Origin of the sequence: Paraburkholderia sp. UYCP14C, assembly GCF_004197395.1 — a bacterium.
In the GTDB taxonomy this organism is placed as follows: domain Bacteria; phylum Pseudomonadota; class Gammaproteobacteria; order Burkholderiales; family Burkholderiaceae; genus Paraburkholderia.
Genome location: NZ_SELS01000017.1, coordinates 79,022 through 103,090, shown reverse-complemented (window position 1 = coordinate 103,090; position 24,069 = coordinate 79,022). Strand labels below are relative to the sequence as shown.

Genomic DNA, 24,069 nt, shown 5'->3' with positions numbered 1-24,069 from the left:
GGTGGTGCAGGGTATGTCAATGATGTGTGTCTTCGTCCGTGGGTTTGTCCCGGTAGATCGATCCGGGGCCGTATTGCGGACGCGCTGGCGGCGGCGCTTGCGCTGGCTTTTTGGGTGGCTCGCTCGCAGAGCGCGGCGGCGGCGGCGGCGGCGGATGCAAGATCGGCCGCCATTCCGGCAGAACGTCCAGATGGGCATCGACCTGCGCGCGAAAGGCAGGCGTTTTCAGGCGCGGCACGAAGCGTTTGACGAAGGTGGCGCGCTCGCTGACGTTGCTCGTGAGCCAGTCGGAGACGTCGGCGTAATCGACGGCGCGCAGTGGTGTTGCAAGTTCGTGCCTGCTCGCCAGCCGTCCGGATACCGCCACGAGAGCGTCCCGAAAGCCCGGTGGCATCGTGCCGATGAATTCCGCGGACGGCCGGGGCTGCGCACGCAGCGGCTCATCGGCATGTCGTTCGAGATATTGGCCCGCGTGCAAGGTCAGTTTCGGCGCCTGGGCAGGAGCGCGAACGACGACGATCGCATCGTCGCCGGACTCCGCGAAGACCGCGGCGCGCTCGGCGGTAGCCATCGTGACGACCGACCACGGACCATTGACGGCAGGTTTGATGTCAAGGCCGTGAAGCTCGATCGACAGCGGCGGTTGGGCGGCTGTGCTCACGTTGCAGGCGACCTTGAGCCAGCCGCTCAGCATCGTGATCCGCAAGGGTCCCGCCGCGGCGTTTTGCGGCTGCGCCGGCGTTTTGAGCAGTACTTGCGTCTGCGGCCCGAGCGCGATCAGCGTCCCCGCACTGTCTTCGAGCTGCGCGGATTTGCCGGCGTCGGTTTCGACGATGTCGTCGTCGCGCAGCTTGGCGCCCTCGCCCGTCCGATACAGCGACGCGCCTCGAATCACCGTCACGGGACTCTCGGCGAACGCGACGACCAGCTCCGCGTGGGCAAGCGGCAGCATCGACGCGAACAGCGCCAATGCGCCGCCAACGCGAACGCGCAGCAAGGCTGACGCCAGCATGACGAGGAAACGGCGATCGGATGGCATCATCAGGGTCCGTTACGTCGGTGTCTGCGGTACTGTCTATCGTAGACGGTCCGATTCGTCGAGGGGTTAACCGACGCTGGCGGACATGCAACGTATTTGCCCCAATTGCGGCGCGCTGCTTTCAAAAAGACTACGGGCGACATCGTGCCGGGCAATCGCGCGCGGATCAGAACGATTTTCAAAATCCGCGCGGCTGATTCGTCTATTCACCGTGCATGGCGCGCGGTGCGGACCGTCGCGTATGCGTCCGAATGCGTCAATTCCCGAACGTCGCCAGCCTGAACGTGCACGCGGTCGCCCCCGGCATCAGAAGCCCCTGCTCCACGCCGACGGGCACCTGACTCTTGCCCGGTCCGTACAGCCAGTAGGTGAAGTAAAGCGCTCCCGCATGACTGACCGCGAGTCGTTCCAACGCCTGGAACGGCCCTGAATTGATCTTGCCCAACTGCGGCACGAGGTTGATATCGGTCGAACCACCGAGCGTGTGCGGAATGGCGTGTCCCCGGTGGTAGGTCCCGCCGTTGGCGAGCGGATGTCCGCGCATCCGCGTCGCGATTTCCTTGCGCGGCACCGTACTCTTTCCCCGACTGATTCCCCACGCCGCGACGAGGCGCTCGCTCGACATGTCGAACAGATATGAAAACTGGCCCACGGACGTTTCGAGCAATTCGCACGTTGCGACGCGCCGGACATAGTCGTCTGCCCATAGATCCACCAGCAGCGGTGCGATCTCGTCGCTGAACGCGGAGGCCGCATGTGCGCTCGACAAACGCGGCAAGATGCGGTTGAGTTCTGCGTAATCCGTCATGCGTCACCTCGAAAGCGTGTGCCGCGCCGTTCACGCAGCTCGCTTCGTCCTCCTCGCTTCGTCCTCTTTATCCGCCCGCTTTCGCGACCGCCTCCTGCAAGCGCGTCCGCACTTTGGCGACATCGATGCCGCCAGGTCCCGGCGTGTCGATGATCGGCATATAGCGCGCGGGCGTATGCAGCAAGTAGGCCTGCATCTCGTCGATCACGATCCGGTCGCTCGGGTCGTAGCCGAGGTTTTCCAGTTGCCGGGTCAACTCCGCGCGTTCCTCGTAGCTCAGCACCTGCCACCAGAACGCGCGACACGCATGTGCGTACGCGCCGTCCGAGAAGTACTGCCAATGGCCCAATTCGTGACTGAGGATCGCGGCCCTGACTGTGGCGTCGATCGTCTCGCCGCCCGGGGCGCGGCCGAGGCCAGGAATGGTGATCAGAAAATCGTGTGGGCTCGCCGCTTTCCAGATCCCCTGCTCGTCGCGAATCAGGCGCCATCGCACGAGAATCGTCTGCAACGTGCGCTCGCCCTGGTTCAGCACCACGCCCTGCTCGCGCGCGACTTCGAAGAAGTGCGTCAACTCCGTCGTGCTGAAGTTGTTGCCCGCAGTCAGTCCGGTCGGATCGGTGCCGAAGCGGCGCGCGTGAGCCGCGATGGCCGCCGCCGACACCACGCGGTCGCGCGGCATGTCGCGCCGTTCGAGCAATGCCACCACGCGCGCGAACATGGCGCCCTGTTGCTCGAGACTGGCCGCCTGCATCACATAGAGGCCGGGCTGGTCCGTTACGGTGAACAGTTGCACGCGCGCATCGGGTGCCAATGCGGCGGCGAGCTGGGCAAGCGGCACGCGCACGGCCCCGGTGTCGTCATCGACCGCCGCGGGCACGGGCCGCGCGTCCGATGCGCGCGACGCATCGGCGGCATGGTTCGAGGCCTGTGGACCGGCGGCGACCGCGATCGTGGCGACGCACGCGAACAGCAGCACCGCGCTCGTCGCCACCTCGCTAAACACGCGATAACGTGTCATCGGCGGCAACCTCGCAAACGCCTAGTCCGTGATCGTGACGATCGTCACCCGACGATTCTCCGGCGCCGTCGGATTGCGCTTGTTCAACGGATCGGAAGAGCCCTTGCCGAGCGACGATAACCGCTCGGCCGCAATGCCGTCCTTCTGCGTCAGATAGTCGACCACCGCGGCCGCGCGGTCTTCGGAGAGCTTCATGTTGGCATCGGGCGACCCGCGAGGATCGGCATGCCCCTCAACGCGAAACCGGTACGCCGCGAGTTTCTCGGACTGCAACGCACCGGCGACCTTGTCGAGCGCGGCCTTCGCGCTGTCGGTGAGGGTGGCCGAATTGGTGGCGAACGTAATGAGGATTTGCGCGGAAGGTTTTCTCGCGGGCGCGGGCCGCGGCGCGGCGGACGGCGCCTTGTTCGACAGCACGAAGCCGCGCGTCACGACGTTGTCGCCCGACTCGCTCGACTGGTCAGGCTCGAGCGCGCGCGTGACCGCCTGCTCGTTGATGTCCTTCTCATTCAGGACCGGCTCGGCCGCGCGCGTGGCCGTGCACAGCAATGCGAGCAGGCACAGCGCGGTGGGCAGAACGCCGCTTCGAAAGCGGCGTGCGGAAGACGAATGGGTCAGACGCGACATACGGCGATCTCCGCGGAAAGGAGTTGCGGTGAAGCCGCCAGCGCCGCGTCACGGACCGTCGGCGAACACCGGCGCGAACCGGCGTATGACAGCCTCATCCTTTAAAGACGAATGACGGGAAGTCAATTTGAAACGCTTACCCTTGCCCGCAGCGGCCGCGTCTGTCAGGCCGGCGCTACGCGCCCGGGTTCGCAATCACGTCGATCACCGCATCCCACTCCTGCATGCCGAGATCGAGCAGACTCGCGAACTGCGAGCCGCTCGCCGCGCCCGCGGAAATTCTCGCCGAAGCCGCGACCGCAGGCGATCCGTCGCTCCACCAGATCGCGTGTCCCATTGCGACGGTCTGTTCGAGCAACGCGGCGAATCCGCCGTCGGCCGCATCGGGGATCGCGAGCCGCCACGGCATCGATGCACGATCCCCGCTGAACAGGCTCTCGGCTTGCAACGCCGCGTCGAATCCGTCGAGACCGAATTCCGCCGTCAGTGTCGACAATGCCAGCCCTACCAAACGGTCATACCAGGCTTGCGCATCGGCCAGTCGCCGCGCGAGTTCGACGCCGTCGACCGGCTGCGCGATCGTGAACGGAAAATAGCGTCCCACACGGTCCACGCCGGGCGTCAGAACGCCCGCCCAGGCGTTCGGGCCATACAGACCCGCGCCGAGTGCGAAACACCACACCGGGGCGTTCAGATACAGTTCAAGCCACTGCGCGCCAAAGCGCTGCCGCGCCTGCACCATGCCTTCCTGCAAGCCCTGATCCCAACGCGAGACGAACTCGGCCGGCAAGCGCCGTCCGACGAAATCGCCATGCGTGCGCACCTTGCCGAAGAAACCGGGCGCTAGCGTCGGCTCCCGTGCAGGCTCGCCCCTCATAGCCGATCGGGACAGCGGAACTGCTCGAGCATCGCGCGACGGAACGGATTCACGATGCTGCTGGCCGCCAGTTCGAACTCCGCGCGCCGGCCATCGGAGTCGAAGCTCAGGCGGAAGCGGTCGGGTTGCGCGGTCGGTTGCAGACGCGCATCGTCCATTAGATGAAGCAGTGCCCACGGTCCGTCGGCGCGCGCCGCCGGTGCGTTGCCCGCCGGCGTGAACTCGACGTGCGCCTGGCCGGTGCCCTTGCCGCTCGGCCACTGGAACACCATCGATTGCGGGCTGTCGGGTTTGACGACCATCTGCTGCCCGTCGATGTCGAGCGTGAACTGCGTGATCGACGGATCGATGCTGACCGGCTTTACCGTGAAGCGCACCGACACATCGCGGCCGCCGGCGCGGAAGAACGCATCGCGGATCTGCGCCGCGCGCTGGAATTGCGCGAGCACGTCGACCGGGATGCCGAGCGTATCGACGCCGCTGCGCCATTTCCACTGCGGTCCCGACATGTCGACCATCGTCGCGAGATTCTTCTGGAAGAAGTCGTCGATCAAGCCGCCCGGGCTCAGCAGCTTGCCGAAATCGTCGGGCGCGACGTCACGGGTCGAGGCGCGCACGAGCGGATAGCGACCGTCGAGCGCCTGCCGGCACAGCTGCGCCACGTTCGCCTGCCACAACGCGTTCAGGCGCGCGCGCTCCCCGCCCACCATCAGCGCCCCCGCCCCGCCGGCGACATTGGTGGCCACCGCCGCGAGCGGCGGCGGCGCCCCCTGGGCCACCAGCTTGAGCTTGTTCAGCGCATCGCCGGGCGGCGGCGGCAAGCCCTGACGGCGCGCCGAATCCGCGGCCTGCAGATAGGTCGCGGCGTCCTTCAGCGCGGCGAGTTGCGTGTCCAGCGGAACCGGACCCTGCGCGCCGGGTTTGCCGGCGAGATCATGCAGCGCCTGGAAATGTGCGTCGACCGGATTGAGTTCGGCCGGCGGGGGCGGCGCCGCGTCTTCCGGCTGATTGCCGAGCGCGCTCTCGAGGCGCTTTTTGGCCGCATCGAGCTTGTTGGTCAATGCGGTCACGCCCTGCTCCGTCAGCGAACCGCCGGTTTTGGTGCCGCCCAGCGTGGTCTCCTGCGCCGCGGCCAGCATCAGCGAGCGCAGCGGCGAGTCGGGTGCTGCGAGCACGGTGGCCACGCGGGCCCCCTGCTCCACGCCGTCGAACGGCACCACGTCGATATCGTTGAGCAACGCGTCCCATTGGCGGATGTACTCGTCGTAGTAAAGCCGTGTGATGCCGGACTTCAGATCCTCGAGGCCGTTCGGCGTCAAGACCGACTCCTGACGGCCGAGCACCCAATCGTCCTTCGCGATATCGATCACCGCCGCGTCGCGCAACTGGCCGAACTTCTGATAGCCGGCTCGCGTGTACGCGCCTGAAACACCGCGCGTCAACGGCGCGCCGCTCTTGCGCACGAGCACCAGCGAGGCATTGCGGCCCGCCGCGTTGGCGACGCTGAACTCCGGCAGTTTGCTCTGTTCGAGATCGCGCTTGACGCGGTTGAACAGGCGCTGCGTCAGCGGCATCTTGGCGAGCGTCGCGCGCGCCTGCGCGATCAGATCCTTGTCGAGCGGCAGCGACGCGTCGAAGCGCGCCGGCTGGAACAGCGCGGCGAGATGGCCGTCGATATCGTTGCGCTGCTCGTCGCTGGCATCGCGCAGCGGCCCGCGGCGCCAATCGACATCGGCCCACAAGCGCACCGAGTCGGCGTCGAAGTGCAGCGAGTCGCCCAACATCAGATACGCGCGCAGGACTTCATACTGGAAGTCGGGATTGTTCGCGTCGCCGCGGCGCAACTCGTCTTCCATGCGGCTCACGACCAGAGGCAGCAAAGTCTGCCGCAACAGCCGCCGGTAGCTGTTCTGCGCTTCGAGGCCGAGCTTGTCGCCCTGGAAAAGACCGAGGCGCGACAGCCACGGCGCGCTCCTGTCGCGGTCCGCGTAACCGCCGGGAAGGTCGCGCGCGGCATTGAGCAACGGCAGCAGCGCAAGCGGGTTGTCGCTCTGCTGGGTGCTCTGCGCGAGCTTCTGCAAGTCGGTGACATGCTGCTGAACATCGGCGACGTAGGCGCGATTGCGTTGGTAGCTGACGAAGAACAGCACCAGCGCCAGCACCGTGACGACGCCGATCGCCGCCAGCGCGGCGCGCTGGAACCACGCGCGGCGCCGCTCCAGCTTCTGGTTCACGCCCGCGAGTCCGGCTTCCTCGAAGATCACGCCGCGCAGCAAACGCGTGATGAAGTACGCGCGTCCGCTCGCCGGATCGGGCAACACGACCTGTCGCTGGAAGCCGAGCGCCGAGGCCACCGCGCTCATCACGCGGTCGATCGGCCGGCCTTCCTGGGTGCCGCTCGTGAAATACACGCCGCGCAGCAACGCCGACTGCTCGAAGCGCGAGGTGCTGAAGGTTTCGTCGAGAAAGCCCTTCAGCACGGCTTGCAGACCCGCGAACTGCTGCGGAAATCCATACACGAGCGCACGCCGGCGCACGTCCGTCTCACGCTGCATGCGGTTCAGCACGCGGGCTTGCAGCTGCTTTGCCAGCGCGTCGAATTCGGCGGGAAACGCGGCCAGTGCGTCGTCCGGCGAGCCTTGTTCGGTGAACGGGAACGTCATGCCCCAGACCTGCTCGCGCTCGTCGCGGCCGAGATCGTCGAAGAACTCGGCGAAGCCCGCGAGCAGATCGCATTTGGTCACGATCACGTAGACCGGAAAGCGCATGCCCAGCTGGCCGTACAGTTCCTTGAGCCGCTCGCGCACGGCTTGCGCCTGCTGCGCGCGTTGCGTGTCGGACAGTTGCAGCAGGTCGCTGGCCGACAAGGCCACGATCACGCCATTCAGCGGCCGGCGCGGACGATACTTGCGCAGTAGCTGCAGGAAGCCGGCCCACGCGGCCTGATCGGCCGGGGCGAAACTGTCCTGGGTGGTGAAGCGGCCCGCGGTATCGAGCAGCACCGCATCGTCGGTGAACCACCAGTCGCAATTGCGTGTGCCGCCCACGCCGCCGATCGACTGCTTGCCGAGCCGCTCGGCCAGCGGAAACTTGAGCCCGGAGTTCAGCAGCGCCGTGGTCTTGCCCGTGCCGGGCGCGCCGACGAACACGTACCACGGCAACTGATACACGTACTGACTGCCGAAGCGGCCCTTGACCCTCGCCTTGCGCAGGGTCGCCATGGCGGCTTCGAAACGCTGTTTCAACGCGGCGATGTCGGCCTCGGATTCCTTCTTGCCGGGCTCGGGCTCGGCCGGTCCGTCTGCCACTATGCGGGTGAACTTGATGTTGGCGACGCGCACCGCGATCCAGCGCACGCTCCAGTACACCGCCCACACCAGCAGCAACACGATGATCACGGCCCAGCGGCTGCTGTTGCTTTCGAGCGGCTCGTTGCCCGCGTATGAGACGAGCGGTCCCTCGACCCAGACGATCAGCGACAGCGCGAGCACGCCGAGCAACGACAGCACGATGGCTCGTCTCAGCCAGCCAAAGATTTTCATACCCGGCTCCCCTGGGCCACGGGCCACGGACTCGTCAGCGCGGCCTTCACGATGCCGCTCCCGGCGCCAGCACCGTGATATCGACGCGGCGGTTGCGCGCCCGATTCGCGGCGGTGTCGTTCGGCGCGATCGGTTCGGCGTCGCCGCGCCCTTCGGCGCTGAAACGGGCCGGGTTGCCGGCTCGCGACGCGAGCATGTCGCGCACCGCTTCGGCGCGCGCCTGCGACAGATGCCAGTTCGACGGGAAGCGCGCGGACAACACCCGCTGGTTATCCGTATGACCGGCGACCACGACGTTGCCCGGCACTTCCTTCAACGCATCGCCGATCCGCTGGATCAGCGGCACGAACCCCGCGGCCAGATCGGCACTGCCCGACGCGAACAGGCCGTCGCCGTTGATCGTGACGACCGTCCGATCCGGCAACTCCGAGACTCTCACGAGACCTTGGGCGATTTCCGGCGCGAGGAATTGCGACAGCTTCGGCGCGGGCTTGGGCGCCGCCGCCAGTTTCGACGCGAGCACCGGAGCCGGCGCGACGTGGATACCGTGCAGCGCTTCGAACACGCGGTCGGACATGTCGTTGAGCCGGAAGCTCAACACCAGATGAACGATCACCAGTAACAGGCAAGCGACAGCCGCGGCCACCCACAACGGCACGAGTTGCAACAGCGGCTTGCGCTCGACCTTGACCGGCAGCCAGTGCGGCGACAGATCGCGCTCGGCCGCGCCGCGCTGGCCGCGAATCATCTGTTCGAGGCGTTCGCGGATCGTGTCGAGTTGCGTGCGGCCACCGTCGATCAGCCGATAACGTCCTTCGAAGCCGAGGCCGAGAATCACGTAGATCAATTCGAGCACGTCGATGTTGCCCGCGGGATTCTGCGCGAGACGCTGCAGGATCTGGAAAAAGCGCTCGCCGCCCGAAGCCTCGTTGTGGAATGTCACCAGCAGGCTGCGGCTGCCCCACAAGCCCGCGCCCCACGGCGTGCTGGCGATCGCTTCGTCGAGGAAGGTGCACAGGCAGTAGCGCGAGGCGCCCAGCTTCTCGTCGTCGATACCGTTGGCGCGGCCTTGCGTCTCGAAGTTGCGCACCATTTGCATCAGCTGGTTGCGCAGGTCCTCGACATTCGGATGGGTCGGCAACTGACGCAGCGGCAGCGCCAGTTCGAGCAGCGGGTTGGCCGCGCGCAACAGCGGATTGAGACCGCCGCCGGCGGGCAACATCGGCGCGGGCGTCGCGGCGGCACCCATGAACGCCGCCCGCGCGCCGCCCGGTGTCGGAATCAGAATCGTCGCGCCGGGATCGTCGGCGGGGCCACGCGGTTCGTCAGGACTCACGATGTACTTCCCCAATCAAATGCGTCAGCGGCGGATTGCCCAGAACTCCATCGTCAGCCCGGGAAACTCGCCGGCGACATGCAACGCCATGCCCGCGGAAGTCGCGAACTGCTTCCACAGTTCGTTGCCGCGATCGAGTTCGAAATAGGTAAAGCCCGCATGGAACGGCAGTTGCCGAGGCGCCACCGGCAACGCGCGCAGCCCGACACCCGGCAATTGCAGATTGACGAGATCGCGAATGCGTTCGATCGGTCCGATCTTCACCTGCGGCGCGAAGCCGGTCAGGATATGCTCGGCCGGCATTTGCGCGCGCACCGCGAGCACGAAGGTGGCGCCGGCGAACAGCGTCTTGTCCGGCACGATCGCCACGCGCAGGCCGAACTTGCGCTCTTCGAGCGGAATCGGCACGGCGTGCGGGTCCATCACCATGCTCAACGACGCGCGAATGTCGTCGATCACCGGTGCGAAGGTTTCGCGCAACCACTCATGGCGATACACCGGATACGCCGGCGGCCGCTTCGACGCCTGGCTGAAGGTCGCCAGTTCGCCGGCCAACTGCACCGCCACCTGGTACAGCGCTTCGGGATGCAAACCGGTCATCGTCGACAGATGCGCGGCCAGCGGTTCAAGGCGATTGATCAGTTGCAGCAACAGGAAATCGGCCACTTCCGCGACACCTGTCACGCCGGGCTGCGCAAGCCGTCCGGCCAGCGCTTCGCCGCGCTGATGCAGAAGACCCACGAGGTCGTCGACGAACGCCGCAAGCCGGCGCGCCACCCGATAGTCGAGACAGGGCGGGCTATAGTCGTTTTCGAGCACGACGCGGTTGTCGGGCAGACGCTCGAGCACGCGCGCGACGCCGAGCGCCGTATAGGCATTCGCCACTTCGGGCGCGAGCGCGAGACGCACCCGCAGTTTGCCGACCTGCAGCAACGCCGCGCCGGCATTCGGATCGTTGCTGTCGCTGACGTCGAATTCGGCGATCCGGTGCCGCGCGAAGTTCTCCTCGCTGGCCTCGTTGCCGGTTTCGGCGACGCCCGGCCTGCGCACCGGCAACGCCAGTTGGACCAGCACGTTGCGGGTGCCTTCGGGAATCTCGAGCGGTTCGGGCAAGTCATCGTCGGCGGGCAGATCGAATGGCGTGCCGTCCGGCATCACGCCGGAGCACGACAGCAGCGCGAGCTTGCCGAGCTTGAGCAGCGGCTCGTCGATCTCCAGCGCGGTGAAGCCCCAACTGTACGGACGCAGGCCGGCCGCGCGCGTCTCCAGTTGCCGCTGCAGATAACGGTCGTGCTGCTGCAAGTGCTGGGGCTGAAGAAACATCCCCTCCGACCAGATGACTTTGCTGTTCCAGGACATGTTGTCTCGTTCAAGTTTCTAGTTGGGATCGGCGGGATGTTTCGGCTGACGCTCTCGGGCCGCGCTCAGTTCGTCGATCTGCGCCTCATACGCGTCATTGAACGCCTGACCGAAGAGTTTCTGGAAGTCGTCGTCGGCTTCGCGCGTGACGGCGCCCTGCAATTCGACGAACAGATCCCACAGCCTCGCCTTGCGGTTGGACAGCACCTTTTCGAGCGCGCCGGGGTCTTTCAGCTGCGCTTCGATCGACGCGGGATCGAACCGTCCGAGCACGTGCGCGAGCGCCGCCCGCATCCCGGCGAGGACCGCTAGCTCGTGCGCCTGGATATCGTCGAAGGCGCGCCTGAGCGCTTCGTCGGGCGGCAGATAACCGGCCGCGCGGCCGGTCAGCATCTGCGCCAGCGCGCTGTCGACGTCGGGGAAAAATTTCAGCGGGTTGTTGTCGCGCGCGACGATCATCGTCGTGTCGAGGCGCGCTTCGCGTTTGGTCATCGAGCGCGCGCGCAGCACCTCCATCGTGCCGCGCAGCGCGTCGCGCAGCATCGTGCCGATGAGGCGCGCGAACTCCGGCTCGGGCAGGTTCGGCGCGCGCGACGGGTCGAGCCCGAGGCCTTCGAGCAGCGCCTGCAGCGTGGCGGGGTTCGGGCTCGCGGCGGGGACGGCGTCGGGGCGAACCGGAGCCGGCTGCGCGATCGGCGCTGGTGATGCGGAAGGCGGTGATGCGGTCGGAGCCGAGGCCGGAGCCGGAGCCGGAGCCGGCTGCTGAACCTGCTGCTGCACCTGCTGCGGCTCGGGCTGCACAACCGGCGAAGGCGAAGGCACCGGCGCCGCCGCCGGCACGGCGACCCGTGAGGTGGCAGCCTGCGGCGCGACTACGGGCACGACCACCGGCACCACCGGAGCCAAAGGGGTCGACGGCGCGAACTGCGTCGTCGGCACCGATGGCACCGACGGCGTCCCGAACAGATCATCGAACGGTGTCACGGCCGAGCCTGCCGCGCCGGGGTCCAGCAATCCCGGCGGCAAGCCGGTCGGGCCGCCCAAAGGCGCGGCCGCCGGCGCGGGCGCAGTGGGCCATCCCGGCAATTCGGGCGCGGCATGCGCCGCGGCCGGCGACGCACTGCCCGCCTGCGACGGCGTTTCCCACTGCGCCAACGCATCGGCGAGCGGATCGTAGTCCGCCGGGATGCCGCCCACGGGCGTGGCCGGCCTGGCGGGATCGGGCCGAGGCGCCTGGGGCGCCGCAAACGCCTGCAATTCCGGCGACACATGATCGCTCTCCGAGCCCGCAAAGCCCGGCCGCGACGAGATCCGCTGCGGTTCGCCGAAGCCCGGCTGCCCGAGCGGATCGAGCGCGCCGAGCTGCAACGGGTCGCCTTGCGAATCGGCCGGCAACGGCCCACCGAGCACCTGCGCGGCACGGAGCGGATCATGCCCGCCCGTCAGACCGCGCACGCCCGCGGCCTGCTCGCCGAGCGACACTTCGAGCAGATACGGACCGATCAACAGCTGGTCGCCATTTGCGAGCCTCGCCTCGCGCGTGCCACCGAGCGCGCGCTGATTCAGCACGCTCGGATTGCTGCCCAGATCGCACAGCAGGTACTCGCCGCCGCGCAACTCGACGCGCGCGTGAACGCGCGAGATCGCGCGCTGTTGATCGGGCAGCACCAGCGTGCAGTCGTTGGCCCGGCCAATCGTGCCTCCGGCGGGGCCGAACGCGACCACGATCGGCTCGGCGAGCGTCTCGTCGTTGAATCGCGCAACCCGCAGCGAAAGAATCGGATAGTTCACTTGGCTCCCCACAACCCGTCAGATGCATCGCTCAAGATTTGATCTTTTTGGTGCCGTCGTCGGCGTCTTTCGGTGCAGTCGGCGCGGTCGGCGACGAGCCGCTGCCGGAGCCCGCCGAGCCGCCCGAATTGAGCAGGATCGGCGTGCCCGACACCGCCACGCTGACCGGGCCCACCACCACGAACGCGCCGCCAGCCTTTAGCGTAATACTCGCGCCCGCTTCGATCACGACGTTCATGCCCGCCTTGATGTGGATATTCATGCCGGCGTCGATCGCATAGTCCATGCCGACCTTCTCCTGCAGCTTCTGCCCGACCTTCAGCGACGCGTTGCCATCGACCTGGGCATTCTGGTCGCCCGTCACGGCGTCGTGGCGCGCGCCGGTGACCGCCACGAACTCGTTGCCGGTCACTTTCAGATGCCGATCGTTGCCGACATTGCTCAGCATGTCGTTCTTGACCCAGGTCTCGTGGTCTTTCTCGGCATGGAAGAACAGTTGCTCGCTGCCCTTGTCGTCGTCGAAACGCATTTCGTTGAAACCGCCGCCGCCCTTGGTCGAATTGCTCTTCAGCGTCGAGAACATCTGGTTCGCCGGCAGCGCGTACGGCGGCATCGTATTCGCGTTGTAGACGCAGCCGGTGACGAGCGGCCGGTTCGGATCGCCCTCGACGAATTCGACGACCACCTCCTGACCGACCCGTGGCAGGAAGAACGTGCCCCAGTTCTTGCCGGCCCAGCTCTGCGACACGCGCACCCAGCAGCGTTTCATGCGCGCGTCGGAATCGGCCGGCGGGGCGAACTGCTCCCAATGGAACTGCACCTTGATGCGGCCGTATTTGTCGGTGAGGATTTCTTCGCCGTCCGGGCCCACCACCATCGCGGTCTGCGGGCCCGCCACGACCGGCTCGGGCGTCAGCCGCTCCGAGCGGAAGTGGTTCTCCTTGCGCAACGCGGTGAACGCGCAGTCGAAGAACGGCAGCGAAGGATCGTTGCGCACCGTCGACATATAGACATCCGAATTGATCTCGTACTCGGCGCTGACCACCAGATAGTCATGATTCTGCGCATCACAGGCGTGGTTTTCGAGCTTGAACTGGCCGCCCGGCCAGATGCCGCGCGCGCTCGAGCGGCCCGAGATGCTGTCGTTGCGCGCCTGACGGATCTCGATGCCGACCTTCGCATAGCGATCGCCATCGCTCGACTGCACGTGGCCGCTCAGATGTTCCTGCATCGCGTACACCGGCGGATCGTAGACTTTCGGCCGCGTCGCCCGCGACAGCAACCCTTGCTGGTTGCTCAACGTGGGTTTTTCGAAGTCGTAGTCGTTGACTTCGTACTTGCCGGTCTGCAATTCCGCGCCCGAACTCCACGCATACACGCATTCCTTCTCCTTCGAAGGCTCGTACCACGCATCGTACGAAATCGTCGCATAGTGTTCGATCGGTGCGTGCACGTCGCTTGAATCGGTCAACACCAGCGTGTGCTTGCCACCCTTGTGCTCGAAGTAGTAGTAAATGCCCTCGTGCTCCATCAGCCGGCTCACGAAAGCGAAATCGGTCTCCCGGTACTGCGCGCAGTGCTGCAGCGACGGATAGGTCGCCTGGCATTTATTGCTGACGTCGATGCTGTAGTCCTGCAGCACGCCAGTCACGATATCGATCACGCTCTTTTCATGGAAGAAGCGGCTGTGCGACGCGCGCGTGAGAAGCCACAGCCGTGGACGCACCACCGCTTCGTAGCGCGCCATGCGGTTGCGGGTGCTGTCGCCCGGCGAGACGATCCGGAACGCCGTGACGATGCCGTTGAATTGCCGTTCGCCCTCGGCCGGCAACGACAGCGCAATCGAGATGTCATGGCCGAGCAGATCGCCGGCTTGCAGATCGTTGCGCTTGCTCAGCAGATCGAGCCGCCATTCGCTCAGACGCCCCAACTCCTCGGTGCCGCGCAGATGCAGAAACAGCAGATCGTCGCCGGCAGGCGCGCAACTGACGGAGACGTGTCGGTTCTGGTTTTGCGTGGTCATGTCACGGAATCATCGTCTTGACGGTCGCCGGATTGACGATCGTGACTACGCCGCCCCAGTTGCACATGCACTTCGACACGTTGTCGAGCGACGGCTGGTTGCCGAGCAGCACGGTCGGCGCGCCCGTCACCCACGGCGTCATGGTGGCCGGAATGCACGGCATCGGCGTCAGCACGCCCAGCGCCGCCGTCGTCGCGGCGGCGACGGTCGGATTGGCGGGCGAACTGCACATACCGAACGGCATGATGTTGACGAGCGGTATGTGATCCATGATGTTGGCCGCGGGGGGCCCCTCGCCCATCACCCGGTTGATCGGCAACACCACGAGTGTCGAAGGCGCCGCGCCGAACGAACATTGCAGCGTAGCGCCCATGCTGACTTGTTGCGGCATATGAAGGCATCCTCCGGTCGGATCGATCAGTCGAACGTATAGATAAACTCACCGTCGCGCGCCCCGATCTGCACTTTCGTGACCGCGCTTCCGTTCATCATGCGCGTCAGAAATTCCGTGCTGATGCGCGGCAACAGCGTGTTGGTCAGGATCGCGTCGATCATGCGGCCGCCGCTTTCGAGTTCGGTGCAGCGGCTGCCGATCAGCTTCACGACATCGTCGTCGTAAGTGAACGGAATCTTGTGCGACAGGCGGATGCGCTTCTCGATCCGGCCGAGCTGCAGGCGGATGATCGCGCCGAGCATCTCGTCGGACAGCGGGTAGTACGGAATCACCACAACGCGCCCGAGCAAGGCCGGCGGAAACACCTTCAGCAACGGCTCGCGCAACGCTTTGGCGATGCCCTCCGGCTCCGGCATCAGCTCCGGGTCCTTGCACAGGCTCGTGATCAGATCGGTGCCGACGTTGGTGGTCAACAGGATCAGCGTGTTCTTGAAGTCGATCACGCGGCCTTCGCCGTCTTCCATCCAGCCCTTGTCGAACACCTGGAAGAAAATCTCGTGCACGTCGGGGTGGGCCTTCTCGACTTCGTCGAGCAGCACCACGCTGTACGGACGACGGCGCACCGCCTCGGTCAGCACCCCGCCTTCGCCGTAGCCGACGTAGCCCGGCGGCGCGCCCTTCAGCGACGACACCGTATGCGCTTCCTGGTATTCGCTCATGTTGATCGTGATGACGTTCTGCTCGCCGCCGTACAGCACCTCGGCGAGCGCCAGCGCGGTCTCGGTCTTGCCGACCCCCGAGGTGCCGGCGAGCATGAACACGCCGATCGGCTTGTTCGGATTGTCGAGTCCGGCGCGCGAGGTCTGAATGCGCCGCGCGATCATCTCCGTCGCGTGAGCCTGGCCGATGATGCGGCGGTTCAGGTTCTCCGCGAGCTTCAGCACGTTTTCTATTTCGTTGCGGACCATGCGGCCCACCGGTATGCCGGTCCAGTCCTGCACGACGGAGGCGACCGCCTGCTGGTCGACGGTCGGCAGGATCAGCGGATCTTCGCCTTGGTGCTGCGCGAGCTGTGCCTGCAACTCGCGCAGCTCGGCGAGCCGCGCTTCGCGCGTCGCGGTATCGCTGGTGGGGTTCTCGGTTGCGCCGGGTGCGGCTGTTACGTCTGCGTTTGCCGTTTCGCTCGTAGCTGCGTTCAAGCCGTTCACTTGCGCCGCGCCTTCCACCTTGCCGGTTTCGCCGCGCAGTTGCGCGCGCAGCGCGAGAATCCGCGTCACCAGTTCCTTTTCCGCCTGCCAGCGGGCGTCGAGCGTGGCGAGACGCGCCTGTTCGGCGGCGAGCTTTTCCGCCGCGGCGGCTTCACGCTCGCGCGTGTCGACGCCCACCGCGCTTTCACGGCCGATGATCGCCAGCTCGGTTTCGAGCGCGGCGATCCGCTTGCGCGAATCGTCGACCGACGCCGGCGTCGCGTGCTGGCTGACCGCCACCCGCGCGCAGGCGGTGTCGAGCAGGCTGACCGACTTGTCGGGCAGTTGACGCGCCGGAATGTAGCGATGCGACAGACGCACCGCGGCTTCGAGCGCTTCGTCGAGCACCTGCACCTTGTGGTGCTGCTCCATCGTCGAGGTGACCCCGCGCATCATCAGGATCGCGCGGGTCTCGTCCGGCTCGCTGACCTGCACGACCTGGAAGCGCCGCGTCAGCGCCGGGTCTTTCTCGATGTGCTTCTTGTATTCGGCCCACGTGGTCGCGGCGACCGTGCGCAGCGTGCCGCGCGCGAGCGCCGGCTTCAGCAGATTCGCCGCGTCGCCGGTGCCGGCCGCCCCGCCCGCGCCGACCAGCGTATGCGCTTCGTCGATGAACAGGATGATCGGCTTCTCCGACGCCTGCACTTCCTCGATCACCTGCCGCAAGCGGTTTTCGAACTCGCCCTTCATGCTCGCGCCGGCCTGCAACAGACCGACGTCGAGCGTGCGCAACTGCACGTCGCGCAGCGACGGCGGCACGTCGCCCGCCGCGATGCGCTGCGCGAAACCTTCGACCACCGCGGTTTTGCCGACGCCCGCCTCGCCGGTCAGGATCGGATTGTTCTGGCGGCGGCGCATCAGGATGTCGATCACCTGGCGAATTTCCTCGTCGCGCCCGACGATCGGATCGAGCTTGCCGCTGCGCGCCTGTTCGGTCAGATCGGTGGTGAAGCGCCGCAGCGCTTCCTGCTTGCCGAGCGCGGCGGCCGGCAGCGGGCCGCCCGCGCTATCCGCGTCGTCGCCTTCGCGCTGCGCGCCGCCCGCCTGAAAACCGTCGCTCGCGCTCATCGCCGCTTCCGGCGAGTCGCGCAGCAGGCTGTGGAATTCGTCCACCAGCGAATCGAGCTTGATGCGCTCGAACTGGCGCGAGATGCCGTACAGCCCGTTACGCAGCGACGGCGTCTTCAACAGGCCCACCACCAGATGACCGGTGCGCACCTGCGACTCGCCGAACATCAGCGAGCCGAACACCCAGCCGCGCTCGACCGCTTCCTCGACTTGCGACGAGATGTCGGTCACCGAACCCGAACCGCGCGGCAGGCGGTCGAGCGCCTCGGTCAGATCGCGCGCCAATGCCGAAGGCTCGAGCCCATAGTGCTTGACGATGCGGTGCAGGTCGGAGTCCTGCAGTTGCAGGATCTGGTGAAACCAGTGCGACAGTTCGATATAAGGATTGCCGCGCAATTTGCAGAACACGTTCGCGCTCTCGATTGCACGGAATCCGAGCTTGTTCAGCTTGCCGAACAACGCTGCCCGTTTGATCTCGGCCATTTTTCTATTCCCTCGATGATGTCGATGGCGGCGCCGCCGCGGACGCCTCGCGCGCCGCCGTGGCAACCCGTGAACGGCCGTCAGGACCGGTCGGCCGCAACACCAGTTGGCGCTGATCGCCGCGCGCCGGCTGGCCGAGCGTCCAGGTGGTGTAACCGAGCCGCGCATGACGCCCGAGCTTCAGGCGTGGCACGTCTTCCTGCTTCAGCACCAGCCGGAGATCCCAATCGAGCCCGTCGCGCGCGTAATTGCGCACCCAGTCGACGAGGCGGTTCAGACTCTCGCCGCCCGGCAGGAAGCGCTCGTAGTCGGCGCGGCTCAACGGTCCGATGACGATGCGGAATTTATGCTGGCAATCCCACACGCGCGCGCCGAGCAGCGTCGACACGCCGAGCGAGGCCGAGCCGTCCGCTGCGCCCAGGCGCAACAACGAGTTGGCGGGCAGCGTCATCCAATGGCCGACCCATTGCTCGATGTCGACCGGCAGGTTGAAAAAGCGCGCCAGCACGAGTTTCAAACCGGCGGCAGGACGGGTCGGGCCGCCCAGCAAACCGGCAAAGTGCAGTTTGGCGAAATCGGGCACCGCGTCGCGCTCGCGCAGCGTCGCCTCGCCGAGCCCGAACATGCTGCCGACATAAAACGAAAAGCGATCGCGCCCCGGCCGGTCGAGACTCACGGCCGGTTGCGCATTGGCCCACGCGCGATAGAACAGCGACACCATCCGGTGGTGGAACACATCGAGAAAACGCGCGAAAGTTGGATCGTTCGCGTTGCGGGCGCGGTCGCGCGCGTACTCGGTCAGATGGGTGGGCAACGGACCATGCGGCCCGAGCAGGCCGAAGAACTTGACCGCCAGACGCGCGGCGTGATGTTCTCCGGCCGGGGTGAAGGCACCGAGCGTGGTCGGGTGGAAAACCAGTTCGGGCTCCTGCACGAAACGGATCGCATCGTCGCGCGGCTGCATCGATTCGCCGACGCGCGGCTTGTCCGGATACGCGTTCTCCAGCAGCCGCACGACCTGGAAGAAGTCGAAGCGGCGCGCATCGTCTTCGAGCCGGCGCAACAGTGTCAGAGCGTCCGGCATTGTCCGACCCTCGCTGGCCAGCGCATGATCTCGCCGCGCGAAAGCGTCTTCACGACGGTCTCGGTGAACGAGTTGATCGATACGTATTGCGCGAAATAATGCGCGAGCACGGCGCCGAGCAGAAACGCGCCGGCGCCTTCGAACGCGGTTTCGTCGAGCGTCAACGTCACTTCGAGACCGCGGCCGAACACGATCGGTCCCGCGCACGGCAAGCGTCGTGTCACCGAGCGCGAATCGATCGAGCGCACGCCTTCGATCAGCCGCTGACTCGCGATCTCGTCGGCCGGGCAGTAGAGGCTCAGCAGATCGCGCAACGCGCGGGCGCCCTCCTGCGCATCGCTATCGAGCAGCGACGAATAATTCAACGACAGGTGGCTCAACAGCCGCCACGCCACGGCCCCGTGCGCATACGACGGCAGCGGCCGGCTCGGGCCGCTCACGCAGCGCACGCTTTGCACCGGCGCTTCGACATCGAGCGTGAAATCGGCGGGGCCGACACCGACCGGCATCGTCAACGGCAAGTCGCGGTTCGTGCACAGCACCTGCAAGCCGAGTTGCCGCAGGTCGGCGCGAAACGGCGCATTGCTCGCGTCCACCAGCGCGATGAACATCTCGCTGCCGAGGTAGCTGGTGCGCGGGCCGCGCTCATGCTGACGCGCCGACGGCAGACGCTTTTCGCGGCGCACCTGGTAGTAAGCGCCGGCACGATAAGTCGCGCCGAGATCGCGCGCGTGATAGAACGGCTCGAAGCGCTGCTCGCCGCCCGCGCCCGCGCTATAGCCGGTCGCAGTCTCGATCTGATAGATCTCGAAGTCCATCGGCCGGGTGCGATCGGCCACCACGTGATATTCGAACTGTTCGTCCGACAGCGCGATGCGATCGGTGCGCCTCGAAAAGAGATTGATCGCGGGCGTGCAATGCAGCGCGAAATTATTGGCGTCGAGCGATTGTTCGAGCAGCGGGTCCCCGCGCTTGAGCAGCACGATGACTTCGATGTCGGTGTCCGCGCAACGCCGCAGTGCCGCTTGCAAGCCGTCGATCGCCAGAAACATGAAGCGCTGCGGAAAGGCGAAATACTCCTGCAACAGCCGGTAGCCCTGGAACGACTGCCGGCTGACCGGCAGCAACGCTTCATCCTCGGCAAAACCGACCGGCCGCAGCGCACTCGCCGGCAACTGCACATGCCAGGCCGCCGGACGTTTGGCCGGCATCACGACGATGCCGCTCACCGAGCCGAGCAGACGCTCGTGAATACGCGTGGCCATTCCGTCCGTGCCGCGCAGATACAGCGTCAGGCGGTCGAGTTTCAACTGGTTGAGTTTCAGACCGGCGGTGGCGCGCAAACGCAGTCTGAGGCCGGCCTTGACACCGGCGCCGGCCGCCATGCTCATCGGTAACGCGCTGTCGGCGCCGCCGAGCGAGCCCGCGTGCGTAAAAAACCGGGCCTCGGCGATTTCGAGCGGCCACAGCGCCAATTCGTGCGCGCTGCGGTATTCGCAGCGCGTCGAGCCGTTCTTGTCGAGCACGCTGCGCAGCGCGCTGCCGCGTGGAACCCGCACGCCGTCCGCGAGATTCGAACTGGTCAGGTCGGGCTGGATCTGCACCACGGCCATCGACGGCGTGGGTGCGAGGTAATGCGGGTAGACCAGTTCCGCGAGATGCTGGGTGAAGCGCGGAAACTCGTCATCGATTTTCAGTTGCACGCGCGCCGCGAGGAAACTGAAGCCTTCGAGCAGACGCTCCACGTAGGGGTCCGCGCATTCGAGGTTTTCCAGTCCGAGGCGCCCGGCGATCTTCGGAAATTCGCGCGCGAACTCGCCGCCCATCTCCCGAAGATGCTGCAGTTCCTGGCTGTAGTATTTGATCAGGTCTGGATTCATGGCTTCAGCGCGGCCCGCCCTGGTCGATCACGCGGATTTCGCCGGCCTCCAGATCCAGTTCGGTCCTGAAGTAGAGCCGCTCCGGATACGGCTGCGCCCACAGATCGCCCTCCACCAGAAACGACACGGTGTTGTGGCGCCCGGTCGTCTCTTCGAGTTGCATCGAACTGACCCGCACGGTGTCGCGCAGAATGCGCGGCTCGAACGCCCAGATCGCATCGCGCACGAGCCGTTCGAGCCGCGCCGGATCGATGCCCGAGGCGGTCTTGCCGGCAATGTCCGGCAAGCCGAAATTGACCACCGAAGTCGCGACATACGGATAGCCGCCCAGTTCCTGGACCGACGCGAGGCCGTTCGCATTGAGCAGCCAGCCGAGATCGCGCTGCACGCTCTCGCGCAGCGCGCGCATCGACAGAACGCGGCGCTCGCGCGTTTCCTGCTTCACTTCCGGTTCGAGATCGGTCAGCCGATCGAGCAGCGACGGTTGCAGCCGATCACGCGCGGTCAGCTCAGCCATGATCCGGCACGGCCGCGCCGTCCTCTGCCGGATTCGCGTCGCCGCTCGTCAGTTCGATGGTGCGCACGTCGAACAGCGCGTAGTCGTTCGCATCGGTGGCGAACATGCGCTGTCCCACCGGCCGCGCGAGCGCGGGATCGTCACCGATCCATTCGGTCAGGCGCGCGAGCCACAGCGCGCGATCCGGCTCGGCGAGCGTGCCCGGATAGCGGACCGGAATCAGACCGGCGGCCTGGCCGTCGTTGGCCCACGTGAACACGGCCGGCATCCAGACCCGGTCGCGCAGGTCGGTCGGCGGCTCGATTTCGATGCGCCTGATGCGCGAAAAAGGAATCCAGTAGTAGCGGCCGTTCAGTACGGCTTCGAGTGTCGGCCCGAGCCGGTTGTCGGCATCGGCGAGCCACGCGAACGGCTCGCCGTTCAATGTACCGGCCGTGGCGGGCGCCTCGTCGAGCGCTTGTGCGCGCGCGGCGGCCGCCGCGGTGCTATCGCCCGCGGCATCGAGCCGCAATGCTTCGACCAGCAACGCGAGCCACGCGGTCGGCTCGCCGAAGATCAGCGGCGCGCGCTCGCCTCTGAATACCGCTTCGCGCAGCGCCTCGCATTGCAACGCTTCACGATAGGTTTGCACCATCGGCAGCGCGGCCGCGTCGAGTTCGCCGGCGACGTTCAGTTGCGTCAGCGCACGGTCCCAGGCGCCCGTCACCGCGAGCAACTGGAACAGAAAGACGCGATAGGCGGCTTTCGACGGATCCTTGCGAACCTGGTTTTGCAATTCGCGCAGACATCCGTCGAGATCGCCTTCGCGCAAGCATTCTTCTGCGTTCATGCCGGTTCGCTCCGGTCTGTGTGAAGTCGTCCCACCCGCCGCCGCACCGCGCCGGCCTGGCCGCCGCGGTGCAGTCGCCCTTTGCGCTCAGCCGATCAGCTCTCCGCGTTGGCCGGGATGTTCCATTTCACTTCGACCACGCCGCCCTCCTTCGCGCCCTTGGCGTTCTGCGGCTGGTACTCGACATGGAATTTTTCGAAGTTCAACGTAACGTTCTCGGTGAAGCGCTCCTCGCCGCCCGAGCCGCCCGTCGAATAGGAGCTGACCAGCACGCCGTTCAACGTGATCTTGTAGTACTCGAGCGGATTGTCGCCGCCTGCCTTGCGCACGGTCAGCAACGCCGTGTCGATGTGCGTGCCTTTGGTACAGGCCGCCATGATTGGCGGACTCGCCTTGTCGCTGTATTTGGTAAATGACAGGTCCTGCACCGACACCTTGCCGGCGCCGCCGCCCGTGCCCATGTGCATCGTGCCGCTCTGGCTCATGCCCCAGCTCCACGCGAGCACTTCGATTTCTTCCTTGTGGGTCTTGTCCTGCGACTCGCCCTTGATGTCGCCCAGCTTCATGAACATGTCGATGGCCATCTTCTTCTCCGCTCAGAACAATTCGTCACTGCATGGGGATTTCCGTCATGCCGCCTTGGCGGACGGAAGCTTCGATACCAACCGTAGCGATACGGTCAGGCCTTCCAACTGGTAGTGCGGACGCAGGAAAAACTTCGACGTGTAATACCCCGGATTGCCTTCGACTTCCTCGACGACCACCTCCGCGGCCGCGAGCGGGCGTCGCGCTTTGGACTCTTCCGTCGAGTGCGCCGGATCGCCGTCGACGTACTGGAGGATCCAGTTCTGCAGCCAGCGCTGCATGTCGTCCTTCTCCTTGAAGCTGCCCACCTTGTCGCGCACGATGCATTTCAGGTAGTGAGCGAAGCGGCTGCACGCGAACAGGTAAGGCAGACGCGCGGCCAGGTTCGCGTTCGCGGTGGCATCGGGGTCCTCGAACTCGGCCGGCTTGTGCAGCGACTGCGCGCCGATGAAGGCGGCGAAATCGGAGTTCTTCTTGTGCACGAGCGGCATGAAGCCGTTCTTCGCGAGTTCGGCTTCGCGGCGATCGCTGATGGCGATTTCGGTCGGGCACTTCATGTCGATGCCGCCGTCGTCGGTGGGGAACGCGTGCACCGGCAGATTCTCGACTGCCCCGCCCGACTCGATGCCGCGAATCCGCGAACACCAGCCGTACATCTTGAACGAGCGGTTGATATTGGTCGCCATCGCATAGGCCGCATTCGCCCATGCGTATTTGCCGCTGTCCGCGCCGGCGGTGTCTTCCTCGAAATCGAATTCCTCGACCGGATTGGTCTTGGCCCCATACGGCGCGCGCGCGAGGAAGCGCGGCATCGCGAGCCCCACGTAGCGCGCATCCTCCGATTCGCGCAGCGAGCGCCACGCGGCATGCTCAGGAGTCTGGAAGATTTTCGTCAGGTCGCGCGGATTGGCCAGCTCCTGCCATGAATCCATCAGCATCACCGAGGGATCGGCGGCCGCGATGAACGGCGCATGCGCGGCGGCGGAGATCTTGGCGATCTGCGTCAGCAGATCGACGTCAGGCCCGCTGTTGTCGAAGTAATAATCGGCCACCAGCGCGCCATACGGCTCGCCGCCGAACTGGCCGTATTCCTCTTCATAGAGCTTCTTGAAGAACGGGCTCTGATCCCACGCGGTGCCCTTGTACTTCTTGAGCGTCTTGTACAGATCGCCCTTCGATACGTTCATCACGCGGATCTTCAACGTCTCGTCCGTCTCGGTGTTGTTGACCAGATAGTGCAAGCCGCGCCACGCGCTCTCGACTTTCTGGAACTCTTCCGAGTGGATGATCTGGTTGATCTGGGCGGTCAGCTTCTCGTCGATCTGCGCGATCAGCGATTCGATCGTCGCGAGCACGTCGCCCGAAATCACATTGGTATCGCGCAACGCCTGTTCAGCGAGCGTGCGCACCGCCGTCTCGACGGCTTCCTTCGCCTTCTCGCTCTTCGGCTTGAATTCCTTTTGCAGCAGATTCGCGAAATCGCTCGTCTCGAGCGATGCCTCGCCGGGTTGCGCTTGCCCTTCGGTGCTGGGTTCAGCCATGGTCAGACTCCCCTGTAG

Annotated in this window: 18 protein-coding genes; all 18 read right to left on the bottom strand. The window is 66.0% G+C overall.

Annotated features, from left to right (window positions below; genetic code table 11):
* Window positions 1-16 precede the first annotated feature (16 nt).
* Window positions 17-1,042: a hypothetical protein gene (locus tag EVC45_RS17810; RefSeq protein WP_129959254.1), complete on the bottom strand. Its 1,026-nt coding sequence runs from the start codon at window positions 1,040-1,042 to the stop codon at window positions 17-19.
* A gap of 253 nt (window positions 1,043-1,295) precedes the next feature.
* On the bottom strand, window positions 1,296-1,847 hold the full coding sequence (locus EVC45_RS17805) for a hypothetical protein (RefSeq protein ID WP_129959253.1): 552 nt from the start codon (window positions 1,845-1,847) through the stop codon (window positions 1,296-1,298).
* A 67-nt stretch (window positions 1,848-1,914) separates the two neighbouring features.
* Window positions 1,915-2,868: a hypothetical protein gene (locus EVC45_RS17800; protein WP_129959252.1), complete on the bottom strand. Its 954-nt coding sequence runs from the start codon at window positions 2,866-2,868 to the stop codon at window positions 1,915-1,917.
* Between the two features lie 21 nt (window positions 2,869-2,889).
* Window positions 2,890-3,495, bottom strand: a complete 606-nt coding sequence (locus EVC45_RS17795; RefSeq protein ID WP_129959251.1) for an OmpA family protein — start codon at window positions 3,493-3,495, stop codon at window positions 2,890-2,892.
* Window positions 3,496-3,670: 175 nt separating this feature from the next.
* A complete protein-coding gene (gene tagF, locus EVC45_RS17790; protein WP_129959250.1) occupies window positions 3,671-4,372 on the bottom strand; it encodes a type VI secretion system-associated protein TagF in 702 nt (233 codons plus the stop codon).
* The gene (tssM, locus tag EVC45_RS17785; protein ID WP_129959249.1) at window positions 4,369-7,914 is read right to left on the bottom strand and encodes a type VI secretion system membrane subunit TssM; all 3,546 of its coding nucleotides are present in this window, start codon (window positions 7,912-7,914) and stop codon (window positions 4,369-4,371) included. Before tssM ends, tagF begins: the two co-directional genes overlap by 4 nt.
* 46 nt (window positions 7,915-7,960) lie before the next feature.
* A complete protein-coding gene (locus tag EVC45_RS17780) occupies window positions 7,961-9,250 on the bottom strand; it encodes a DotU family type VI secretion system protein (protein ID WP_129959248.1) in 1,290 nt (429 codons plus the stop codon).
* Window positions 9,251-9,274: 24 nt separating this feature from the next.
* Entirely contained in the window at window positions 9,275-10,609 is a 1,335-nt protein-coding gene (gene tssK, locus EVC45_RS17775) for a type VI secretion system baseplate subunit TssK (RefSeq protein WP_129959247.1), read from the bottom strand.
* 18 nt (window positions 10,610-10,627) lie between these two features.
* On the bottom strand, window positions 10,628-12,400 hold the full coding sequence (gene tagH / locus EVC45_RS17770) for a type VI secretion system-associated FHA domain protein TagH (RefSeq protein WP_129959246.1): 1,773 nt from the start codon (window positions 12,398-12,400) through the stop codon (window positions 10,628-10,630).
* Window positions 12,401-12,431: 31 nt separating this feature from the next.
* Complete coding sequence (locus EVC45_RS17765) at window positions 12,432-14,423, bottom strand: type VI secretion system Vgr family protein (RefSeq protein ID WP_129959245.1); 1,992 nt, start codon at window positions 14,421-14,423, stop codon at window positions 12,432-12,434.
* Between the two features lies 1 nt (window position 14,424).
* Complete coding sequence (locus EVC45_RS17760) at window positions 14,425-14,814, bottom strand: DUF4280 domain-containing protein (protein ID WP_129959244.1); 390 nt, start codon at window positions 14,812-14,814, stop codon at window positions 14,425-14,427.
* 26 nt (window positions 14,815-14,840) lie between these two features.
* Window positions 14,841-17,615 (bottom strand): type VI secretion system ATPase TssH, encoded by a 2,775-nt coding sequence (gene tssH, locus EVC45_RS17755; RefSeq protein WP_129959243.1) that lies wholly within the window; start codon window positions 17,613-17,615, stop codon window positions 14,841-14,843.
* Window positions 17,616-17,619: 4 nt separating this feature from the next.
* Window positions 17,620-18,699, bottom strand: a complete 1,080-nt coding sequence (gene tssG / locus EVC45_RS17750) for a type VI secretion system baseplate subunit TssG (RefSeq protein WP_129959242.1) — start codon at window positions 18,697-18,699, stop codon at window positions 17,620-17,622.
* On the bottom strand, window positions 18,684-20,579 hold the full coding sequence (gene tssF, locus EVC45_RS17745; protein WP_129959241.1) for a type VI secretion system baseplate subunit TssF: 1,896 nt from the start codon (window positions 20,577-20,579) through the stop codon (window positions 18,684-18,686). Before tssF ends, tssG begins: the two co-directional genes overlap by 16 nt.
* Before the next feature lie 4 nt (window positions 20,580-20,583).
* Window positions 20,584-21,096 carry a type VI secretion system baseplate subunit TssE gene (gene tssE / locus EVC45_RS17740; RefSeq protein WP_129959240.1) on the bottom strand — a complete coding sequence of 171 codons (513 nt, stop codon included), beginning with the start codon at window positions 21,094-21,096 and terminating at the stop codon, window positions 20,584-20,586.
* Window positions 21,089-21,925, bottom strand: a complete 837-nt coding sequence (locus EVC45_RS17735; RefSeq protein ID WP_129959239.1) for a type VI secretion system accessory protein TagJ — start codon at window positions 21,923-21,925, stop codon at window positions 21,089-21,091. The genes tssE and EVC45_RS17735 overlap by 8 nt, the downstream gene beginning before the upstream one ends.
* Before the next feature lie 95 nt (window positions 21,926-22,020).
* A complete protein-coding gene (locus EVC45_RS17730) occupies window positions 22,021-22,509 on the bottom strand; it encodes a type VI secretion system tube protein Hcp (protein WP_129959238.1) in 489 nt (162 codons plus the stop codon).
* A 45-nt stretch (window positions 22,510-22,554) separates the two neighbouring features.
* Entirely contained in the window at window positions 22,555-24,051 is a 1,497-nt protein-coding gene (gene tssC, locus EVC45_RS17725; RefSeq protein ID WP_129959237.1) for a type VI secretion system contractile sheath large subunit, read from the bottom strand.
* Between the last annotated feature and the right edge of the window lie 18 nt (window positions 24,052-24,069).